Consider the following 19,160-nt stretch of genomic DNA (forward strand, 5'->3'; position numbering starts at 1 on the left):
TAAATTCAACAGGGTGAAGGCGGAAACCAGGGTCGATCTCCGCGCGGTCCCATCTCATGATGCCCTTGACGCAGGTCATCGTGTGTCTGGCGCGGCGGACCCACACTTTTCATGCGTCGTTCGCGCGTTCTCCGCGCTGTTTCCCGCGCGCCGATTCGGCGGCGGGGCGCTGGCGGTCTATCTCGACGGCCAACCCGTCGTCGACGTGTGGACCGGCTGGTCGGACCGGCGTGGCAAACTGCCATGGACCGCAGATACTGCGCCGATGGTGTTTTCGGCAACTAAAGGTATGGCTTCGACCGTCATTCACCGGCTCGCCGACCGCGGGCTGATCGACTACGAAGCCCCGGTCGCCGAGTACTGGCCCGAGTTCGGCGCTAACGGCAAGGCGGACATGACCGTTCGCGAGGTGATGAGGCACCAGGCCGGCCTGTCGGGTCTGCGGGGGGCGAGCCAACAAGACTTGCTGGATCACGTCGTCATGGAAGAACGCCTCGCCGCGGCACGCCCCGGACGACTGCTGGGCAAACCTGCCTACCACGCGCTGACCTACGGCTGGCTGATGTCCGGGCTGGCCCGCGCGGTGACCGGGAAGGGCATGCGCACGCTGATCCGCGAGGAACTGGCCGAACCGCTGGGCACCGATGGCATGTATCTGGGCCGCCCACCCGCCGAAGCGCCGACCCGGCCCGCCGAGATCATCATGCCGCAGCGGCTGCGCAGCAATCGCGCCGTGAACTATGTGGCGCGCAAGGCGGCCTATCAGCTGTCCGGTGGATTCCGTTCGATGTACTTCCCCGGCCTGATTGCCGCCGCGCAGGGAGATATCCCGTTGTTGGACGGCGAGATTCCGGCCGCGAACGGGGTGGTGACCGCCCGCGCCCTGGCGCGGATGTACGGCGCGATCGCCAACGGCGGCGAGATCGACGGCACCCGGTTCCTGTCCCGCGGGATCGTCGCCGGGCTGACCGGGCGGCCTAGTTGGCAGCGGGACCGAAACATCTTCGTGCCCTTGTCTTTCCACCTCGGCTACCACAGTGTGCCGTTCGCCGGGGTGATGCCGGGCTTCGGTCACGCCGGGTTGGGCGGCTCGGTCGGCTGGACCGATCCCTCGACCGGGATGGCATTCGCCTACGTGCACAACAGGCTGCTGACGCCGTTCTTGGTGGCCGACCACACCGGGCTGGCCACGCTGGGCAATCTGGCCCGGCGCGCGGCCCAGCAGGCCCGCAAGCGCGGCTTCCGGCCGGTGACCGAGTTCGGAGCCTCGTTCTCGGAGCCGGGGGCCGTCGCCGGCTGACCCGATGCGCGGTGCCCCGCCGGCCGAACCGATACGATCGCTTCCCGAGGGGTGATCAACCGCTGACCGGGGTGGGAGGTATGGGGTGTCGTCTTTGATCACGACCCCGCAGATTTTGGCTACCGCGGCCGCGGACCTGGCCGATATCGGCGAGACGGTCAGCGACGCGCATGCCGCGGCGGCGGCCGCGACCACCGGACTGGTCCCCGCCGCCCAGGACGAGGTGTCGCAGGCCGTCGCGGCGCTGTTCGGCAGGTACGCGAAGGAATATCACGCGCTCGGCGCGCACGCGGCCGCGTTCCAGGAGCACCTGGTTCAGACCCTGGGCGCCAACGCGGCATCGTATGCGGCCGCTGAAGGCGCCAACGCGACGGCGCTGCTGCAGACCGCGCGCCAGGACATCCAGTCACTGCTGGGACGCTCGCTGATCGCCACCGGCGCATCATCGGGCGGCGCGATGGCGAGCGTGGCGGATCAATTGGCCGACGTGGCAACAACATTGGTCATGGGCGGCACCGGCATGCAGATACCCACGAGCGGCTTTCTGAACACCGTCAACAACCTGTTCCTGCAGCCCAACCTGCCCGGAACCAACCCGCTCGGCCTCAACACGCCCGAGGAGTTCTACCCGCTGGGCAACGTCAAGCAGCTGACGTTGTCCGCGTCGGTGTCACAGGGCGTGCAGATCCTGGACAACGCGCTGCAGCCCTACATCTCCTCCGGCACACCGGTCGGTGTCTTCGGCTATTCGCAGAGCGCGGTCATCGCCTCGCTGGAAATGCGGGCGCTGCAGGCCGCGGGCGTGCCGAGTTCGGACGTGCACTTCGTGCTGATCGGCGATCTGATGAACCCCAACGGCGGGATCTTCGAACGCTTCGCCGGACTGAACATGAGCGCGCTGGGCATCGACTTCTACGGCGCGACGCCCTCGAACGCCTACCCGACCACGATTTACACGATGGAGTACGACGGCTGGGCGGACTTCCCCCAATATCCGCTCAACATCCTGTCGGACCTCAATGCATTTGCCAGCTCGACGCACTTCCAATACACCAGCCTGACGCCGACCCAGGTGCAAAACGCCATTCACTTGTCGACATCGGGGCCCACCCTGACCGACTACTACATCATTCCGACCGACAACCTGCCGCTGTTGGACGGGTTGCGGAACGTCCCGATCATCGGCAACCCGATCGCCGATCTGCTGCAACCGGATCTGACGTACCTGGTGAACATGGGGTACGGCGACCCGCTCTACGGCTGGTCGACGGGCCCGGCCAACATTCCCACCGAGTTCGGGTTGTTCCCGTCGCTGAGCGCCCATCAGGAGCTTCTGGGGCTGCTCGGACCCGGGGCCCAGCAGGGCATCCACGACTTCATCGGCGATTTCACCGGAACCGGCCCGAACCCGGTGACGCTGACGTCGGTGAACTCGCTGCTGCATTCCTCGTCGGCGACGGGGGGATTGCCGACCGTGTTGGTCAACCCCGGGACGGCGCTGACCCAGGTGTCCGCGCTCACGCCCGCGTCGTTCATCACAGACCTGCAAACGGCGATCACCAACACCGCCGACACCATTTCCGGTGCCGCGTCGAACCTCTACGGCGCGCTGCAGCCGACCGCGGACGTCCTCAGTGCCGCCCTGGTCAGCGTTCCGGCGTACGACGTCAACCTTTTCCTGGACGGCATTGCGCAGGCGTTCGCCGGCCAGCCCGTGCTGGGGCTGGTGAACGCGGTCGGCCGGCCGATCGCGGCCACGCTGGTGCTGTACATGTGGCTCGCGCAAATCGAGAACGCGATCATCGGCCAGGCCATCTGAGGCGATCGTTAGGGTCGGTCGAGGCCCAGATGACTTGCCAGAGAGGAATATTCGGCCTCGAGGCGTTGCCGTAGCGTTGCGACGGCCGTGCGCGTCTTGGTCCTGATCGCGGCCGAGTCGGCGAGCGCGGCGGTAACGCGGTCGACCACAGCGGCGCTACTCAGTTGGTCGGTGCGGATCAGCGACCGTTCGTCGTCGATGGACAGGGCGAAGTCCCGGCATTTCGGTTGGTATTCCAGTGACACGACCGGCGTTTCGGACAGCGACGCCAAGATCCCGGCGTGCAGCCGGGTCACGATGGCTACCGAACAGCGGGCCAGTTCGCGCGCGGCGGCGCTGGCGTTGGGCGGTCGGACGATCTGTGCGCCAATGCCGCTGAGTGCTGGTTCGGTCCAACGCCGGTCGTCATGATTCATCAGAATGCCGACAAAGCGATGGCCCTCGGCCGAAAGTTGCTTGACCGCAACCGACATCTCATGGCACAACGCGGCCGGATCGTGCCCCCAAAGGTCATCGCCAAAGCCCAGGTTCAAGCCGATGAGGCCGTCTTCCGGAACGACGTCGGGCCGCGGCAGAACGAGCGCCGGGTCACCGGAAACTTGCACATCGAGGCCGATGTCGGACAGCAGTTCGGCGCTTCGCGGTCCCCGCGCGGAGACGATGTGAAATTCGGAAAGCATTGGTAACCAACGCTTTAACTCGTCTTTGTCGGATCCGCTCCTGCGTCCGGCGAAGACGGGGTCATGGACGCCGATGCCGATCGCGTAGCTTCCGTTCTTTCTTGTGAGCGCCATGCCCCGACCGATCACCAGCCTGGTGTGCAGCCTGCCCACCAGCGTGCCACCACCCACTACCTGCGTGCTGCGTCGCAGTCTCCGGTGTAAACCTGTTGCGACAGAACGGATCGTATCCAGCGGAGACCATGGCACATCCAGAAACGTCGCCCCGGGAAGTTGCGAACGCACCGCGTCATAGATCGCGTCATCGCCGAGATTGTGCCGGCCATGCCAGCCCAGGTAGCCAACCAGGGGGTCGCGCGCGCTCGTCATTTCACGACCTGCACTGGTTGGGTCAACGGGCTGAGACTCATGCGGATCTTTCTGACGGTGGGGATGTTTTGACTGGTCGTGCGGCGGCTCCGGTGAGGAACGCCAAAAAGTGGTGCTGCTCGCCCGGCCGACCACTAAGCTACCTCGTGGTCGGCAGCGCGGGTCTGCCCGCGCTCTGGTGAGGGGGCACAATGACGAGCGCGGCGGATGCCCTGGTCGCCTATGTCGGCTGGCACGGGATGGGCAACCTCGGTGACGACGCGATCTACGACGCGGTCCGCGGGCAGCTCCCGGGGGCGACCTTCCTCGACCTGCCGCGGTTTACCCACGAAAGGCTCCGCGCCTTCGCGACGGGGCAGAGTCGGAGGCTGCGGCGCAGCACGCAGGTGGTGGGCGGCGGCACGGTCGTCGGGACGGAATACTTCCGCGGATTGATCAGCCGGGGACTGGCGCTCACCGGAAACAACGGGAGCTACGCGATCGGCGTGGGCGTCGATGATCCGGTCTTCGACCGGCGCACCAACGCCTCCGCCAAAGACGAGCTGAAGCACTGGTTACCAATACTTTCGAAGTTCCACACCGTGTCCGTGCGCGGGCCCCGCAGCGCCGAGTTGCTGTCCGATGCCGGGTTGAACGTGCAGGTATCCGGCGATCCGGCGCTGTTGCTCCCGCGGCCGGATGCCCGCCCCGAGGATGGCCTGATCGGATTGAATCTCGGCTTCGGCGACGACGACCTGTGGGGGCAAGACCCAACCAGGGTCGCCGACGAAATGTCGAGTGCCATAAGGCAACTGTCATCGCAGGGCCACAGGTTCGTCGGCATCTTGATGAATACCGCCGACAAGCGTTGGACCGAACGCGCGCTCGACGGCATCCCCGCCGATATTGTGCGGCCGGCCGACGCGAACGCGGCCGCGCGCGAGCTGGCGCGCTGCTCGGTGGCCGTCGTCAGCCGATTGCACGCGGGAATCCTGGCGGCGCTGTCCGATACGCCGGTGGTGTCGCTGGAGTACCTGCCGAAGTGCCGAGATTTCGCGCTGTCTATCGACGACGAGCGGTCGCTGATCCGCACCGACCGGCTGACTAGCGCCGCCGTGGTCGACCACGTCGCCAGCGCGCTCGCCGATTCGGCCACGATCAGGGTCAAGACGCACGCCGCCGTCGCAACGCTACGGCAACGTCTGCAGGCCGAGTACGCTGCTCTCGGACGTCACTTGGGGCTTGCGGGCGGATAAGGACGGATAAGGACGTAAGTGTGATGGAGCAACGGATTTCAGCGAACGAGGGTGCCGCCGTATGTTGAGGGTCTTCACCACCCTTGTCAAGAGGACGGATCGCGAACGCTGGTCGGATCCGCGCAACATCTACGCATCGTGGGAACCTCGGACCAAAATGGTTGCCGCCCTGGTGCCGAACAACAGTCGGGTCATCGAATTCGGTGCGGCCAAGCGGCTTTTGGAGAAGTATCTCGATCCGTCATGCACCTACCAGCCGTCCGACGTCGTCGACCGCGGGCCGGGAACGCTGGTTTGCGACCTCAACGAAAGGCCTCTTCCAGATCTGGGCGCGGACGTCTACGACGTCGCGGTGATCATCGGAGTGCTCGAGTACGTGCGCGATGTTCCGGCGGTGCTGGACTGGCTGTCGCAATACGTCTCGATGTTCGTCGTGACGTACGCCTGCGCGAAGGCCAACGGCAAGTCACCGCGTGCCCTCGTCGAGAAGGTCGCCCGCCTGCGCCACGGCTGGGTCAACGACTACCGCGAAGAGGAGTTTCGGTCCCTGTTCACCGAACGGGGGTTGAAGCTGATACACGACGACAACTGGGAAAACCAGCGCGTGTTCGCCTTCTCGCGCGGCCCCACCGCGGCGTGAACTGAGGGGTACACCACGATGCTCGCGTTCCTCACCACCTTGCGGCATCCCCACAACTCGGCCGACTACGGCCAGGTCGAGGCCCTGCTGCAGGACACGCTGGCCTCGCTCACGCAGCAGACCTCCGACGACTACCTGGTGATCATCGTCGGGGTGCAACGTCCGGCGTTCCCGCTGCCGGAGCGGGTCGTCTTCGTGGAGGTCGACTTCCCGCCGCCCTCCACGCACCAGGGTCCCCAAACCGGCCCCGCCCCGGTGATCTGGGACAAGGGCACCAAGATGGCCATCGCTTTGATCGCCGCGCGCGTATACGGCCCGGAATACGTCATGCCGGTCGACGCCGACGATTTCGTGCATCGCGAGCTGGCGGCCTTCGTCAACGCCCGTCCCGGGCACGCCGGATGGGTGATCACGCGCGGCTGGAAATACTCGCGCACCCGCAACTCCTACCGGCTGCGCCGCAACTTCTACCGCTACTGCGGAACCTCGTTCATCATCCCGTTCGACGCGTACGACGTCCCGCCGGAGCTGACCGTTGCCGCGACGCAGCAGGAGATCGCCGACGCCTTCGGCGAGCGACTGGAAAACGTTTTGGAACACGGATACGCCTTCGACTGGTGGAAGAGCCACGGGCGCACGCTCGAGCCGGTGCCGTTCCCCGCGGCGGTCTACCACGTCGGTACGGGCGAAAACCACTCCGGTAATCCGCTTGCCGGCCCGGCGTTGCCCTACCGCTCTCACCTGTACCGCGACTTCGCCCTGCGCCCGTCACGAAGCAGGGCATCGACCGTGTGGGCCGCCCTCGGACCCGCGGCACTCAAGCCGGACCTCAGATTTCAACGGCCGGGGTTTATGCAGCCGAAATCGTATTTGGAGAACTTTAAGCCGCCGACCAATCCCACCGTCCCGTCGCAGTGACGATGCAGGTCAGCGCGTCGGAGTGGCTAACAAATTTGCCCGTAACACAACGAAACTGACGGCGTCCCGGTAGGGTTTACCGGCATGTGGGGAACGGTCCTGTTTTTCGCGCTCATTTGCGCGGTGGAACCGACACGCATCGGGGTCGCCGCCATGCTGGTTGCGTTGCCGCGGCCGTTCCGCAACCTGCTGGCGTTCTGGGCTGGGCTGGTCCTCTCGGGTGGAGCACTTGCTCTGGTCGGGATGGTATTGCTGCGCGACTACCTGCCAAGGATCGTGCAGGCCGTGCGGTTTGCCACGTCAAGCCCGGCCCTGCCGCCGATCAAGATCGCCTTCGGCGTGCTGGCGATCTCCATCGCCGCCATGCTGGTTGCGCGTTCGCGGGTCCGGCAGATGGCGCCGCTAGCGCCCGTGCCGGTACCGGTCGGCGGCCCCTCCGGCTTGGAGCTGCAGCCGGACCCGCCCAGCGCCCTTTCGGTGCGGGCCCTGGTGCGGGGATCGTGGACCACCCTGGTCGAAAACGGGTCGGTGGGTATGGCCTTTATGGCGGGCCTGGCCACCTCGGCGCCGCCCCTGGAGTTTTGGCCGGCCGTGCTGGCGATCTTGGCGTCCGGAGCCACCGCCGGGACGCAGGCCAGCGCGGTCCTGCTGTTCCTGTTGGTGGCCTACGCTATCGCCGAGATCCCCCTGATCTGTTACCTGGCGGCCCCGTCGAAGACGCGGACGGTGGTGACGCGAGTGCACAACGGGCTGCGCGTCCACCGTCGGCCGATCTTCCTGTCCTGCCTTGGCGCGTTCGGCGTGATGTTGATCGCCAACGGCGTGGGTTGCCTCTAAGCCGGAGCACGATGGCCAACGCCCAACCGGTCGTCGCGGCCATCCCGAACTTCAACATGGGGGAGAGCCTCCGCAACCTGATCCCACAGGTCTTGGCGCAGGGCTACGACCGGGTTTTCGTGCTCGATGACGCCTCCACCGATGACACCGTCGATGTGGTCGCCGAGTTCGGCGACGAAGTCACCTTGGTGCGCAACCCGGAAAACAGGGGCGCCGGGGCCAATCGAAATCAAATCATCGACCAGGTCGACGACGGCGTGATCATCCATTTCATTGACGCGGACATGGACCTGGAAACAGCCGAAATCCCCACGGTCGCCAGGGGACTGTTCGAACGCTACGCCGACCGCGGCGTCGGCTTGATCGGCGGGTTGGTCAGCCGCAACGACGGCAGCCAAGAACCGTTGAACTACGGCGCCGTGTTCTCCGTGTGGGGCACGTTGTCCGGTGCGCACGTCGTCGTCGATCGCTTCCGGGACAGGCCGCGTCTCGCCGCCGCCGTGCACCGCGTGGCGGCGCCAATCGCCAAGGATTGGCCCGACATCCTGGCCGCCCCCACCGCGGCCCCCGCGTATTGGGTGCACGAGGGCAACATGCTTGTCTACTCCACCGTGTTCAGGTCGCTCGGCGGTTATGACCCCGTGCTGCGGTCCCACGAAGCGCAGGATCTGGCAATACGTTTGGAAAAAATGGGCGTCAAGCGGCAATTCGATCCAAGCATCAGCGTCATTCATCACCACATCGACGTCAGGGGCAAGAACCGCAGTAAATGGGAAAACAAGGCGGTGGTTTATCTGATCCGCAAGCACGGCCTGGTTCGTTTTCTCACCGACCACTGACCATCCGTTGACGGCCGCCCCGGCGACGGGGCGGCGTGCGGGTACGTATGCAGGCCTTTTGAACAGTTATCCCGACAACCCAAGGTAATGTGACCTCCGTGGTAACGTTTTCGCTTCCCGCCGTGCTGCGCGAGCGCGCTGGTCTACAGCCCAATGATGCGGCCTTCAGTTATGTTGATTACGAACACGATTGGGACGGCGTAACAGAAACCCTGACGTGGTCGCAGTTGTATCGGCGGACCCTGAACCTTGCCGAGCAGATCGGGCTTTCCGGCTCGACCGATGACCGCGCCGTCATTCTCGCCCCACAGGGACTCGACTATGTCGTTTCCTTCCTCGCGGCCGTTCAGGCCGGACTTACCGCGGTGCCGCTGTCAGTTCCGGTGGGCGGTGCCAGCGATGAGCGCGCCAGTTCGGTGATGCGTGACGCGTCACCGACGGTCGTCCTCACGACTTCGGCTGTCGCGCCCCATCTCGGCGAATACATCAAGCCGGAGCCCGGCGAGCCCGCCCCGTCGGTCATCGAAGTGGATTCGCTCGACCTCGACTCGGGAAAAGCGCGTCCGCCGAAGGGCGCTAGCTCGGCAGAAACCGTATACCTGCAATACACGTCCGGATCGACCCGCACGCCCGCCGGCGTGATGATCACGAACACCAACATCGTGAGCAACTTCAAGCAGATCAATGCCGACTTCTTCTCGGACCATGGCGGGGTTGCGCCGCCGGGCACCGGCATAGTCTCGTGGCTGCCGCTGTATCACGACATGGGCTTCTACATGGGAATCATTCTCCCGGTGGTGAACGGGTTCAGCACGACGCTCACCAGCCCGGCCTCGTTTTTGCAGCGGCCGGCCCGGTGGCTGCAATTGATGGCAAATACCGGTCGCGCCTTCTCGGCCGCCCCGAACTTCGCTTACGAAGTGGCCGCACGCAAGGTGACCGACGAGGACATGGCCGGGGTTGATCTCGGCGACGTGGTGTGCATCCTCAACGGCAGCGAGCGGGTGCAGCCCGCGACGCTGCGGCGCTTCACCGAGCGGTTCGCGCGATTCGGCCTGCAGGACAAGGTGATCCGCCCGGCCTACGGAATGGCCGAGGCGTCGGTGTACATCGCGACCCGGGCGGCGGGCCATCCCCCGGAAATCGTGAATTTCGAGTCCGACAAGTTGAGCGCCGGGCACGCCAAGCGGTGCGCCAGCGGGGTCGGGACGCCGTTGGTCAGCTACGGCGTCCCGCGGTCACCGCTCGTGCGCATCGTCGACCCCGAGACCAGGACGGAATGCCCCGCGGGAACCGTCGGTGAGATTTGGGCGCATGGCGACAACATCGGTACGGGCTATTGGGGCAGACCCGCCGACCGCGAGGACACGTTCGGCGCAACGATTCTCGACGCATCCGCCGGGACGCCCGAGGCGCCTTGGCTGCGAACCGGAGATCTTGGCTTTTTCTCCGAGGGCGAGCTGTTCATCATCGGCCGCATCAAGGACCTGTTGATTGTGTACGGGCGCAACCATTCTCCCGACGACATCGAGGGGACCATCCACGAGATCACCCGGGGCCGGTGTGCGGCCATCGGGGTTCCGGATCAGGGCATCGAGAAGCTGGTCACCATCGTGGAGCTCAAGAAGTCATCCGATCCGGACGAAGACATCGCGGAGCGGCTGGGCCGCGTCAAGCGTGAGATCACCTCGGCGATATCGAATGCGCACGGTCTGGCCACGTCCGATGTTGTTCTGGTAGGCCCCGGCTCGATTCCCGTCACCACCAGCGGCAAGGTCAGACGGGCCGAATGCGAACGGCTCTACCTCGACGGTGCGTTCCGCCGCTTAGACGCTTGATGCGGCGCTGTTGATCGCAGGCCCGCTAGCGCCGAACAGTGGCAGTGCATGCTCGGAGGCGCCATCGGTGATCGCCGGGGAGTCCAGCGCGATCTCCTCCCGGGCGCCGGTCGCCGGAGAAGTCCGGGTGGGTCGCTTGCTGCGGCCGTTGGTGTGACCGTTGCTGTGACCGTTGGCGCCGCCATTGGTCCGACCATTGCCGTTGAGCGCCTTCGGGTTTGGCCCGAACAGCGGTAGCGCGTGATGCGACAAGTCCCCGATTGCGGTGGCCAGCGTCGGGTTCAGGTGAGCATTGCTTCCATTGACCGGGGCGCTCAGGCTGAACAACGGCAGCGCGTGGTCGCCGACGGGCTCGTCGGTTGCGTGCCCGTTCGGACTCGGGCTGGCGGCCGCTGGGGGCGAAACTGGCGGGGCATCGGCGACACCGGGTTTGCGCCCAAAGCGACCCTGCAGCCGGAGTGCCCATGCCGGCAGCCGGTACTTCGACGCATGTTTCCGCCGCTGCGGAGCCCTTGATCCCAAGCGTGAGGGCCACCAGTTCTTCTGTCCGATCAGCGCTGCCAGGGCCGGCACCGTAATCGTGCGCACCAGGAACGTGTCCAGCACGATTCCGACGCCGATGATGAACCCGGCCTCGGACATCATGCTGATGCTGGCGGGCACCAGGCCGAACATCGATGCGGCGAAGATCAGCCCCGCCGACGTGATCACACCGCCAGTCGAACCCACCGTCCGGATCACGCCCACCCGCACTCCGTGCGGCGACTCGTCACGGATCCGGGAGATCAGCAGCATGTTGTAATCGGCCCCGATCGCCACCAACAGAATGAAGGTCAATCCGGGCAGGCTCCAATGCAATTCCTTGCCGAGGATGAATTGGAACACGATGACGCCGATGCCCATGGCCGACAGGAATGACACCAGCACCGACCCGATCAGATACAGCGGCGCGATGATGGCGCGCAACAGGGCGACCAGAATCAGGAACACGATCAGGATGGTCGCGAAAACGATGAACAGGATGTCGCCGTTGTAGAAATCGCGGTTGTCCCGAAGCCCGGTCGGTACCCCCGCCAGCTGGATGGTGGCGTCCGACAGCTGGGTATTCGGCTGGGCCGACCGCGCGGCCGCAAGGATTTCGTTCACCTGGTCCATCGCGGCGGTGGTGAACGGCTTGTAGGAACTTTGCACAAAGTAGCGCGCCGCATGCCCGTCGGGCGAAATGAAGATCTGGGCGGCTTTCTTGAACTCATCCGCGGTCAGCACCTGTGGCGGAATGTTGAACCCCGCCATCGACGGCGTGTTCGCATCGCGCTTCATTCCCAGCAGGAATGCCGACGCCTCGTTGAGGCCCGACCCCAGCTTCTTGGTCTGGTCGACGAGCGCCTGCACGCCATCGGCGATGGCCTTGCTCCCGTCGGCGAGGGCATTGGCGCCCTGCTGCATCTGGCCGATCTTGGCCTGCAGCCCGTTGGTGGACCGCACCGCCGCGACGGCCTGGTTCAGCGATGATTGCAGCCGACCCAGGGTTTGGCTGATGGTCTGCAGGCCTCCGGTCGCCTGCAGGTTACGCGCGAGGTCGTTGAGGCTGTTCAGGGTCCCGTTATTGTTCGCGTTCACCAGAGCCTGTAGCTCGTTGCGCGAGTTCACGCAGGACGGGTCGGCGGAGCACACCGGGCTGGTGTTCAGCGCATTCAGCATCGGGTTGGCCCAGGCGGCGGTGTTCGATGCATCGGCCATGTTCGCGCTGATCGCATCGCCGAGTGCCCGCATCCGCCCGACGAGCTGCGCGGTCTGGTCGATCTGGTTGAGCGTCCTGTCGCCGCCCATCGCGGCCTCCATCGCCGACAGCGCGGAAACCAGCGAGCTGACGCTGCCGACGGCCCCGTTGACCTGCCCCCGCACCATGGCGAGCGCATCGGCCAGCTGCCGCGCGCCGTTGGCCAGCCGGTCGAGGTCGGCTCCGTGATCGTGGATCACGGTTGAGGCCTCGTCGAGCTTGCCGCCCACCTCACCGGCTTGATACGACATCTTGGTCTGCTCGAGCGGCCCGCCGTTGGGTCGGGTCAGACCCCGTATCATCGTGATCCCCGGAACTTGGGTGACCCGCTGCGCCATCTGCTCGAGGTCGGCGAGTGCGGCCGGCGAACGTAAGTCCTTCGGCGAGGTGACCAGGAGTACCTCGGGAGTCATCGAGTTCGGCGGGTAGTGCCGATCCAGCGCGTCGAATCCGTCGACGCTGACGGCGGAATCGGGGATTGACTTGGAGTCGTCGTAGTTGAACTTCACCAGGCTCACGCAGCTGGCCAGCAGGAGAAGCACGGTAGCGCTCGCGACCAGGTGAATCCGGGGTCGGCGCACCACACGGGTGCCGGTCTTACGCCAGAACCGGGTGGTCAGGTCGCGCCGAGGTTTGATCCAGCCACGGCGGCCGGTCAGCACCAAAATGGCGGGAAGCAGCGTCACCGCGGCCAGGAACGCCACCACGATGCAGATCGAAATCGCCGGGCCGACAGTCGAAAACACACCCAGCTCGGCAAAAAGCATCACGATGAACGTGACCGCGACCGTGGCCGCGGACGCGGCAATCACTTTGCCGATGGACATCAAGGCTTTTTTGACCGCTTCGTCCGAGTCCAAGCCCTGCCGCACGTAGTCGTGATAGCGGCTGATCAGGAAGACGGCGTAGTCGGTCCCCGCCCCGACCAATACCGCGGTCATCAACATGATGGTCTGGATGCCGATCGGCAAACCGACCTCGGCGAGCCCGGAGATGACGCCCTGCGAGGTGGCCAAGGACAACCCGATGGTGGCCAGCGGCACCAACATGGTGACGAGGTTTCGGTAGATGATCAACAAGATGAGCAGCACCAGAACCCCGGTGCCAATCTCGACCAGGTGGGCGTCGTGTTCGCCGTACATGGTGATGTCGGCGGTGGTCGCCACGCCACCGGCGAAGTGGGCGGTCAGCGTGGTTCCGGCAAGCGTTTTGTTGACGATCTGATAAACGTGTTGGTACGTCGTCAACGTCTCGGGTGCCGCCACCTCACCCGGCATATTGATCGGCAGATTCCAGGCCTTATTGTCCTTACTGGCCAGGATTTCCTTCATTGGCGGTGCACTGAGGAAATCCTGCACCGACATTTTGTCCTGCGTATCCTGGTGCAGGTTGTCGATCAATGTGCGATAAGTCGCCTCATCGGCCGGCGAAAGGCCTTTCTCATCGGTCAAAATGACCATCAATTGTGAGCCGGATCCCGTTTCATGAAATGCGTCGTTCATCGCCTTGGCGGTGACCATCGTCGGCGCATAATCGGGCAACGGGGGCAACTGCTTTTTGGCGGCGACCTCGGGGAGGGGCGGCAACGCCAGCATTAAGACCGCCGCGAGCGCGATCCAGAACGCGATCACTAAAAATGGCCGGCGCGCAACAAAATCGCCTAACCGCTGGAAGATCCCCCCCGCGGCTACGTCAGTTGTGTCCATCTGGCGTGACACCCGTCGACTCTACAATTAACCCGGTATTCGCGGGGCCTGATCGCGCACTACCTCACGAAATACTTACTCTGAGCGCCGGCCGAAGACCAGGAGATGCGGATCTGGGACGACCGTGCCATGATAACGGCTGATTGTAAGCCCGGTCGGGTTCGGGGGAGCGACTGGGAAAGAGGCCGAGTTCTTAGGACAAACGTGCCAGATTGTGGGCCGTGGGCCCACATCTGACCAGCATCGGGGGCGATCAATGTGACCCGGCATGCCGGATCGCGCGCGACGAAAACCCAGCTCCGGCCGGGCCCATCGAACCGGGCAAAAAGTATGATTCCGCGGCGTATAACCGCACGTAGATGCTGTTTAGGGCGGTTGGGCCGCAATTTCACAGTTGCCCAAAAAAGTGCGCCGGCGAAGAGTAGCGTTCTCGCCATGTGGGGCACGGCTTCGCGGCGCGGCGCGGTAGTCAATCGGACCCTTCCCTCGTTCTCCCTCGCTTCTGGGCGGCTCGTCGTAGACGCCCGCGGGCGGGCCGACTCCCGCGCGGCAGGTGGGCGGGTTGGGTCCCTGGAGGGCGCTTCGGGGTGTAACGCCGCCGCGGCGCGTGCCGAATTACAGCCGACAGTGGCGGTCGCCGGGCGGCGGCGGACCGGAGCTCGGTGTTTGCTGAAAGGCAAGGATACAGTGTTCAACTGTGACGAGGCGTCCCTCGTTGGTTTGCTGGTGGGAACGTTCGAATGTTGAGCGGCCCGATCTTCCCCGATAATCTCATTTCGGAAAATTCGTCGCGCCAGCCAGGTAAAGTTGCAATCCACACGCGCGTAATTGGCTGCTGGGAAGCAGGGGAGGGTAGATGTTCGCGATAAATGGAATCCACGACTGGGGGAGTCCGCCGCCCGGTGAACTCATCACGTGGAACCCATCGCCTGTGACCCTCGCCAAGGTTCGGGAAGCCCCCGAAAGCGCAGTGCCCATCAGCTATCAGCAAGCGCAGCATCTTCGTGGTTATAGCGAATACGCGGCCCGGGGCAGCGAAATGGCGCGGTTGTTCATTTTGTCCTGGGACGTGCCCGGCCGGTGCGATATTCGCGCCATGACGCACGTCATCAACTCCTATCTGCGTCGCCACGACACGTTCCACAGCTGGTTCGATTTCAAGGGCCCGGGGAAGATCGTCCGGCGGACTATCAGTGACCCCAAGGACATTAAATTAGTTCCAACGAAGCATGGAGAAATAACACCGGAAGACTGGCGGGCGCACGTATTGGCCACCCCGGACCCGTTTCGGTGGGACTGCTTCCATTTCGGAGCCATTCAGCGCGAGGACCACTTCACGTTCTACGCGAGTGTCGACCACGTGCACACCGACGCCGTGCTCGTGGGTCAGGTGTTGGTCGAGATCCACATGATGTACGACGCGTTGGCGAAAGGCGCGGCGCCCATCCAGTTGCCCGAAACCGGGAGCTATAACGACTACTGCGTGTGGCAACAGGAGTATCTGTCCGCCCTGACCCTGGAATCGCCGGGGGTTCGCGCCTGGATCGACTTCGCGCAGGAGAACGGCGGAAGCCTGCCGCACTTCCCGCTGCCGTTGGGGGCGCCTTCCGTGCCCGCCACCGGCGACCTGATCACGGTGCGCCTCTTGGACGGGGAGCAAACCGAGCGGTTTGAATCCGCGTGCGTCGAGGCCGGCGTCCGATTCAGTGGTGGCGTATTCGCCTGCGCGGCCATCGCGGAGCACGAAATCACCGGGGCCGACACGTACTACGTGGTCACTCCGATCACCACGCGTCGCAACCCGGCCGAATTCGTCACCACGGGGTGGTACACCGGGCTGGTTCCGATCACGGTTCCCATCGACGCGGATTTCGGCGAAATCGCGCGCGCCGCCCAGAAATCCTTCGACTCGGGCGCCGACCTGGCGAATGTGCCGTTCGATCACGTCCTGGACATGGCTCCGGCCAGCCTTGGCCTGAAGCGGCCAAAGATGGGCGTTCCCATGATTTCCTACATCGATACCGGCGTCCCGCCCCTATCGCCCGAGATCATCGCCCAGTGGGACGCGATGAACGGCAAGCTGCACATGGATGCCCGGGCCGCGAATCAAATCGGGATGTGGGTCAACCGCAGCGAGACGGAGACCTCGGTGACCGTCATGTTCCCGGACAACGCCGTCGCCCGCGAATCCATCGTCCGGTATATGGAAGCGATGAAATCGGCCTATGTGCGCGTCGCCGAGGGCCGCGAGGCGCTGGTGCCGTTCGCCGACGCCGCTCGGCTTGACCTGAAACTGGCGTGATCACCCGGCACGACCGGCTTGATCACGTTCGGACGAGATGGACTGCGCGTCGATGACTGCTCGTGGGCTGACACGGCCGGACAATCGCATCTCGTTCACCGATCAGGTCATGTTTCTCGCGATGCGTGCCACCGGTCAAGAGTCGGTCATGCAGGGCGTGTGGGTGTACGAGCACCCGGTGGATTTCGACGGGTTGAGGCGTTTCCACCGCAACCTGGGCAACGGTGTCGTGGGCCGACGGATCGAACCTTCGCCGCTGCCTTTCGGCCGGCACCGCTGGGTTGCCGATGTCGGGCCGCGGCCGGACATGAAGATTGCCGAAACCCCGCGTCCCCGAGCCGAACTCAGCGACTGGGTCGACGAACAAGCGCAGCTGCCCATTGATCCGGAGTGGGGGCCCACCTGGAGTATGGGTGTCCTTCCGCTGACGGATGGTTCGACGGCGGTCAGCATGGTGGCCTCCCACTGTGTGGCCGACGGCGTCGGGGCTCTGGCGGCAATCATCGATGCGGCCACCGGCAACATCCGCGACTTCGGTTACCCGCCACCGCATTCGCGCTCTCGACTGCGCACCGCGGCGTTGGATGGCCGCCAAACCGTGCAGGATTTGCCCGAGGTTGCCAGCGCGCTCGGTAAGGGCATACGACAGGCATTTCGCCGCCGGCATGATTTCGCCCGATCGAGCGAATCGCGACCCATCCGGTCCGATGGCGCGGATTGCGTTGTTGCGGTGCCCTCCGTTTCGATCTACGTCGATCTCGGCGATTGGGATGCCCGTGCGGAGGCGCTAGGCGGGAACAGTTACTCGCTGGTGGCCGGGTTCGCCGCGAAACTGGCCGAACGCGTGGGGCGCCGGCGCGCCGCCGATGGCGCGGTCACGTTGAACATCCCCGTCAGCGAGCGAACCTTGGACGACACCCGGGCGAACGCCGTAGCGCTGTTCAACATCAGCCTCGACCCGACCGTGGTCGCGAAGGACCTATCCGGCACCCGGGCCGCGCTCAGGCAGGCGGTGAAGACGGCGCGGGAGGTACCGGATGAGGCGTTGGAGCTCCTACCGCTGATCCCGTTCGTGCCCAAGCGGGCGGTGCGAAAACTGGCCGACGTGTTGTTCGGCTTCTCCGCGGACCTGCCCGTGTCGTGTTCCAATGTCGGCGACCTGCCCCCCGAAATCGCCTGCGTCGACGGCACTCCCGCCGAATACGTCGCACTGCGAGGAGTCGACCGACGCATCACGCAACGGACCCTGGAGGAGCGGTGTGGCCTGTTGACGTTGGTGGTGGGGCGCGTCGTCGGCAAGATGTCGATCAGCATCGTCGCCTATGAGCCCGGCGGGATCAACACCAAGGCCCACCTCCGCGAGCTGGCCGCGCAGACGCTGGCGGAGTTCGAGCTGACCGGCGTGATCGACTAGCAGCGAAACGGATCTCTGTCGTTGGAGGTGAGCAGTGTCGCTCCGGACTAGCGGCGTGCGTGCCCGCCTAGGGCGCTCCGCGTCCAACAAAGTTGCGCGCCCGGACAATCGGCTGGCGTTTATGGACCAAGCCACGTTTCTGACGTTGCGTGCCACCGGTCGCGAGCAACTCATGCAGATCGTGTGGATCTATGAGCACCCCGTTGACATCGACAGGCTGAAGCGGACGTACCGCAACGGCGGCTACGGATTGCTGGGACGCCGCATCGAGCGTTCCCCGCTGCCGTTCGGGCGGCATCGATGGGTCTCATCTGTCGGGCAGCCGTTGGAGATTGATTTCGCCGAGTCCCCCCGTCCGCGCGCCGAACTCAGCGACTGGGCGGATGAACGGGCACAACTGCCTGTCGATCCGGAATCGGGACCCGGTTGGCACGCGGGCGTCCTTCCCCTCACCGACGGTTCGATCGCCGCCACCGTGGTGATCTCGCATTGCCTGGCCGACGGCGTCGCGGGTCTGATCTTGGTCTTCGAAGCGATCACCAACAACGTCCGCGATCTCGGCTACCCGCCGCCACACTCGCGTACTCGGCTGCGCGCCGCGGTCACCGACCTCCGCGAAACCGTGCAGGGCCTGCCCCAGTCCGCCCGCGCGCTTAGAGAGGCGGCGCGGCTGCTGTACCAGGCCCGGCGCGACATGCCCCGACCGGCCGCGCCGCAAACCGCTCCAGCCATCGCCAACGGCGCCGACACCATCATCGTGCCGACGATCACGATCTACGTGGGCCTGGACGACTGGGACGCCCGGGCGAAAGCCCTTAACGGAAACAGCTATTCGCTGTTCGCCGGGCTTGCGGTCAAACTCGGCGAAAACCTGGGCCGCATCCGTCCCGACGGCACCATCACCCTGCTCGTCCCGTTCAGCGACCGCACCCTGGACGACACGCGCGCGATGGCAATGGCCTATGCAAAGGTCAGCGTCGATCCGAAACAGGTGACCACCGACTTGTCCGGCGCCCGGGTGACCCTCAAGCAGGCGCTGAAAGCGGCGCGCGAGACGCCCGATCCGGCGCTGCAGATTCTTCCGCTCACCCCGTTCATTTCGAAACGGATGGTGCTGCGATTGGCCGATCTGATGTTCGGATTCGGCGATGGTGCCGTGTTGTGTTCCAACCTTGGCGACCTGCCGACCGAAATCGCCTGCGCTGACGGCACGCCCGCCGAGTACGTTATGCTGCGTGGGGTTGACCAGAATGTCACGCGGCAGTACATCGAGAGCGTGGGCGGTCAACTCGTCCTAGTGGGGGGACGGCTCGTTGGCAAAATGTCGATAAGCGTGGTCGCGTACCAGCCGGGTGGAGAGAACTCCAAGCAGGCACTGCGCGAGCTCGCCGCGCGCACACTGGCGGAGTTCGGGCTGACCGGCGTGATCGACTAGTAGCGAAATCCATTCGTGTCGTTGGAGGTTGAGCGTTGGAGTTGAGCA

13 protein-coding genes are annotated in these 19,160 nt (G+C 65.0%); 11 read left to right on the forward strand and 2 right to left on the reverse strand.

The annotated features are described in order from the left end of the window. Positions 1 to 13: 13 nt before the first annotated feature. A complete protein-coding gene (gene lipL / locus G6N66_RS10965) occupies positions 14 to 1,300 on the forward strand; it encodes an esterase/beta-lactamase LipL (protein WP_139825189.1) in 1,287 nt (428 codons plus the stop codon). 85 nt (positions 1,301 to 1,385) lie between these two features. Next, a complete protein-coding gene (locus G6N66_RS10970; protein ID WP_085232781.1) occupies positions 1,386 to 3,119 on the forward strand; it encodes a PE family protein in 1,734 nt (577 codons plus the stop codon). An 8-nt stretch (positions 3,120 to 3,127) separates the two neighbouring features. Here G6N66_RS10970 and G6N66_RS10975 read toward each other — a convergent pair whose 3' ends face one another. After that, positions 3,128 to 4,168, reverse strand: a complete 1,041-nt coding sequence (locus tag G6N66_RS10975; protein WP_085232782.1) for a polysaccharide pyruvyl transferase family protein — start codon at positions 4,166 to 4,168, stop codon at positions 3,128 to 3,130. A 191-nt stretch (positions 4,169 to 4,359) separates the two neighbouring features. On the opposite strand from G6N66_RS10975, the gene G6N66_RS10980 reads away from it, so the two are divergent. The 6 genes from G6N66_RS10980 (at position 4,360) to G6N66_RS11005 (ending at position 10,475) form a co-directional block, all read left to right on the forward strand. Next, complete coding sequence (locus G6N66_RS10980; protein WP_085232783.1) at positions 4,360 to 5,403, forward strand: polysaccharide pyruvyl transferase family protein; 1,044 nt, start codon at positions 4,360 to 4,362, stop codon at positions 5,401 to 5,403. Between the two features lie 61 nt (positions 5,404 to 5,464). Continuing rightward, a complete protein-coding gene (locus G6N66_RS10985; protein WP_085232784.1) occupies positions 5,465 to 6,043 on the forward strand; it encodes a methyltransferase domain-containing protein in 579 nt (192 codons plus the stop codon). Positions 6,044 to 6,061: 18 nt separating this feature from the next. Next, positions 6,062 to 6,961 carry a hypothetical protein gene (locus G6N66_RS10990; RefSeq protein WP_085232785.1) on the forward strand — a complete coding sequence of 300 codons (900 nt, stop codon included), beginning with the start codon at positions 6,062 to 6,064 and terminating at the stop codon, positions 6,959 to 6,961. Positions 6,962 to 7,045: 84 nt separating this feature from the next. Beyond that, on the forward strand, positions 7,046 to 7,798 hold the full coding sequence (locus G6N66_RS10995; RefSeq protein WP_085232786.1) for a GAP family protein: 753 nt from the start codon (positions 7,046 to 7,048) through the stop codon (positions 7,796 to 7,798). Positions 7,799 to 7,809: 11 nt separating this feature from the next. Then, positions 7,810 to 8,637, forward strand: a complete 828-nt coding sequence (locus G6N66_RS11000; protein WP_085232787.1) for a glycosyltransferase family 2 protein — start codon at positions 7,810 to 7,812, stop codon at positions 8,635 to 8,637. A 98-nt stretch (positions 8,638 to 8,735) separates the two neighbouring features. Beyond that, complete coding sequence (locus G6N66_RS11005) at positions 8,736 to 10,475, forward strand: AMP-binding protein (RefSeq protein WP_085232812.1); 1,740 nt, start codon at positions 8,736 to 8,738, stop codon at positions 10,473 to 10,475. Here the strand turns inward: G6N66_RS11005 and G6N66_RS11010 are convergent. Beyond that, positions 10,464 to 13,961: an MMPL/RND family transporter gene (locus G6N66_RS11010; protein ID WP_085232788.1), complete on the reverse strand. Its 3,498-nt coding sequence runs from the start codon at positions 13,959 to 13,961 to the stop codon at positions 10,464 to 10,466. The two genes, G6N66_RS11005 and G6N66_RS11010, sit on opposite strands and share 12 nt — an antisense overlap. Positions 13,962 to 14,817: 856 nt before the next feature. Between G6N66_RS11010 and G6N66_RS11015 the strand changes: the two genes are divergently transcribed. From G6N66_RS11015 to G6N66_RS11025, 3 genes are all read left to right on the forward strand, one after another. Further along, the gene (locus G6N66_RS11015; RefSeq protein ID WP_085232789.1) at positions 14,818 to 16,263 is read left to right on the forward strand and encodes a condensation domain-containing protein; all 1,446 of its coding nucleotides are present in this window, start codon (positions 14,818 to 14,820) and stop codon (positions 16,261 to 16,263) included. Positions 16,264 to 16,315: 52 nt separating this feature from the next. Beyond that, a complete protein-coding gene (locus tag G6N66_RS11020) occupies positions 16,316 to 17,677 on the forward strand; it encodes a wax ester/triacylglycerol synthase domain-containing protein (protein WP_179968271.1) in 1,362 nt (453 codons plus the stop codon). 250 nt (positions 17,678 to 17,927) lie between these two features. After that, the gene (locus G6N66_RS11025) at positions 17,928 to 19,112 is read left to right on the forward strand and encodes a wax ester/triacylglycerol synthase domain-containing protein (RefSeq protein ID WP_232079272.1); all 1,185 of its coding nucleotides are present in this window, start codon (positions 17,928 to 17,930) and stop codon (positions 19,110 to 19,112) included. Positions 19,113 to 19,160 lie beyond the last annotated feature (48 nt).

The sequence above is a fragment of the Mycobacterium conspicuum genome, from assembly GCF_010730195.1.
Lineage (GTDB): Bacteria > Actinomycetota > Actinomycetes > Mycobacteriales > Mycobacteriaceae > Mycobacterium > Mycobacterium conspicuum.